Source organism: Sinomonas sp. G460-2 (assembly GCF_047759905.1).
Taxonomy (GTDB): Bacteria; Actinomycetota; Actinomycetes; order Actinomycetales; family Micrococcaceae; genus Sinomonas.
The window spans coordinates 1-2,598 of the sequence record NZ_JBKZWT010000417.1; the positions used below are offsets into that span (position 1 = coordinate 1).

Here is a 2,598-nt window from a genome sequence, read left to right on the forward strand (position 1 = left end):
TCGGCGCTCGGGCTCATGCGACGGCCCCGGGGAGGGCGCTCTGGCCCGTGATTCCAGCGGTGGACTCGATGACGTGGCGCATCTTCTTCTCCAAGGCCTCGTAGAACATGGACAGCGGGAACTCATCGTCGAGCACCTGGTCCGTCATCTCCCGCGGCGTCCCCGTGAGCGGGAGCGCCTCGGGGCCCTTGGCCCATACCGAGGCCGGGTTTGGCGTCACGGTGCCCGAGACGAGTTCGTATGCTGCGAGCCAGTGTGCCACCTTCGGGCGGTCAATGGAGCGCCAGTAGAGCTCGTCGATCGCGTCGCCGAGCGCGCTGACGATCGCGGGGACCTCCGCCCAGTCGATCGTGAGCTTGGTGTCGGTCCAGTGCAGCACGCGGTGCTGGTGCATCCACGCGAACAGGAGCTGGCCGCCCAGGCCGTCGTAGTTGCGCACGCGGTTGCCCGTGATGGCGAAGCGGAAGATCCGGTCGAAGATGACGGCGTACTGGACGAGCTTCGCGTGGTGCCGTGCCTCCGGGTCCGCCGCCTCGTCGCGCTCGATCTTGACGGACTCGCGGAACGCCGTGAGGTCGCAGCGCAGCTCCTCGAGCGAGTACAGGAAGAACGGCATGCGCTGCTTGATCATGAACGGGTCGAACGGGAGGTCGCCGCGCATGTGGGTGCGGTCGTGGATGAGGTCCCACATGACGAACGTCTCCTCGGCGAGCTTCTGGTCCACGAGCAGCTCGGCGGCGTCGGCGGGCAGCTCGAGGTTCGTCACGCTCGCCGCGGCGTCGAGGACGCGGCGGAAGCGCGCGGCCTCGCGGTCGGCGAAGATGGCGCCCCACGTGAACTTCGGCACCTCGCGCATCGCGACCGTCTCGGGGAAGAGCACAGCCGAGTTCGTCGCGTAGCCGGGAGTGAAGTCGAGGAAGCGGATCGGCACGAAGAGCTTGTTGCTGTAGGCGCCGGCCTCGAGCTCGGCGACGAAGTCCGGCCACACGACCTCGACGAGGACGGCCTCGACGAGCCGGTCTCGGCTCCCGTTCTGCGTGTACATGGGGAAGACGACGAGGTGCTGTCGGCCGTTCGCGCGGTCGAGCTGCGGCTCGAACGCGACGAGGGAATCGAGGAAGTCCGGGACGCCGAAGCCCAGCTCGGCCCAGCGCCGGAAGTCGGCGACGGCGAGGCGCAGGTACTCGGCGTCGTGCGGGAAGCGCGGGGCGAGGGCCTCGATGCCCGCCGTGATCTTCTGGACGAGCTCACCGGCCAGAATGTGGTCCGAGGCCTCCGAGACGGAGCCGTCGTGGGCCTGGAGCGGCTGGAGGCGGATCGCCGCTTCCTTGAGGGCGAGCCACCGGGGATCCTGGGCGACGGCGCCCTGGGCATGGGCGTTGGGGGAGACATCAGCAGCGTGAGCGATCGTGGTCACGGCCAACTCGCTTTCTCTCGGTTTCTCTCAGCAGGGAAGGCTGATTCGAGAGTAGCCAAGGGGAAGGATATCTGCGTGTGAAATGCTCTTAGCACCAGAAAGTCTATTGCTTGCTGGCTCAGGAAACCGGCCGTGGCCCGCGCCTGCGAGGCCTCGGCCGGTCCGGTTCAGCCGTGCGTCATTCCGCGTCGGGCACGAGCGTGAGGGAGATCGAGTTGATGCAGAAGCGCTGATCGGTGGGGGTAGAGTACCCCTCGCCCTCGAAGACGTGCCCGAGGTGGGAGTTGCACGTCGCGCAGCGCACTTCGACGCGGTCCATCCCGAGGGTCCGGTCGTGCAGGTACACGACAGCGTCGTCGGCGAGCGGCGCCCAGAACGAGGGCCAGCCGCAATGCGAATCGAACTTTTCGCGGCTCGTGAAGAGCTCGGCCCCGCACGCGCGGCACTGGTAGCTGCCCTTGGTGTGGGTGTCCCAGTACTCGCCCGTGTAGGCGCGCTCGGTGCCCGCCTCGCGGAGCACGTGGTACTCCTCGGGAGAGAGGCGGTCGCGCCATTCGGCGTCGGTACGGGCGGCGGGGTGGGGGAGAGAGCGGTGTGGGAGAGAAGAGCGGCGGGGGCGAGGCAGAGGGGTCGGCTGTGCGGCATCCATGCCTAGGTCAACGATCAGGAGTCGCCGATGAATCCCGTGCCCGCGTACAGGTGCAGCACGGGGATCCCGATGCGGCGCTGGGCCTGATTGGCCCAGTCCGTGTGGAACGTGTCCTCGATGGCGTGGGGGAGCGTCACGACGATGGCCTGCGTCGCCCCGGAGGACGACGCGCGGTCGGCCAGCGCGACGACCGGGTCGCCTTCCACGAGGCCTCCCGTTGCTCCGCCGCCCACGCCGTCGAGCGCCGCGAGCGAGCCGTCGAGGGCCGTCTGGGCGACGGCGCGCTGGGCCACGGGATCGCCCTCGCCGGCGAGACCCTCGAAGGCCTTGCTGAATTCGAGCATCGACAGGTGATCGAGGAAGTCCACCACGAGGCGGCGCTTGCGTCCCGCCGGGACGAGGATCTCGATGGGGGTGTCGTGCTCGACGAGCTCGGACACCGCGGTCCGCTCGGCGGGTCCGAGGGCGACTTCGGTCAGGATGAGGATCGGCGCCGTCATGGGATCAGACTAGCGGTCGCCCACCGAATCGC

At 68.7% G+C, this 2,598-nt stretch carries 3 protein-coding genes; all 3 read right to left on the reverse strand.

The window, feature by feature from the left end:
- Window positions 1-13: 13 nt before the first annotated feature.
- Window positions 14-1,408 (reverse strand): DUF6421 family protein, encoded by a 1,395-nt coding sequence (locus ACLN58_RS20740; protein WP_415857122.1) that lies wholly within the window; start codon window positions 1,406-1,408, stop codon window positions 14-16.
- A gap of 187 nt (window positions 1,409-1,595) precedes the next feature.
- On the reverse strand, window positions 1,596-2,066 hold the full coding sequence (gene msrB / locus ACLN58_RS20745; protein WP_415857120.1) for a peptide-methionine (R)-S-oxide reductase MsrB: 471 nt from the start codon (window positions 2,064-2,066) through the stop codon (window positions 1,596-1,598).
- Window positions 2,067-2,080: 14 nt separating this feature from the next.
- Window positions 2,081-2,566, reverse strand: coding sequence for a hypothetical protein (locus ACLN58_RS20750; protein ID WP_415857121.1), 486 nt, complete (start codon window positions 2,564-2,566; stop codon window positions 2,081-2,083).
- Window positions 2,567-2,598 lie beyond the last annotated feature (32 nt).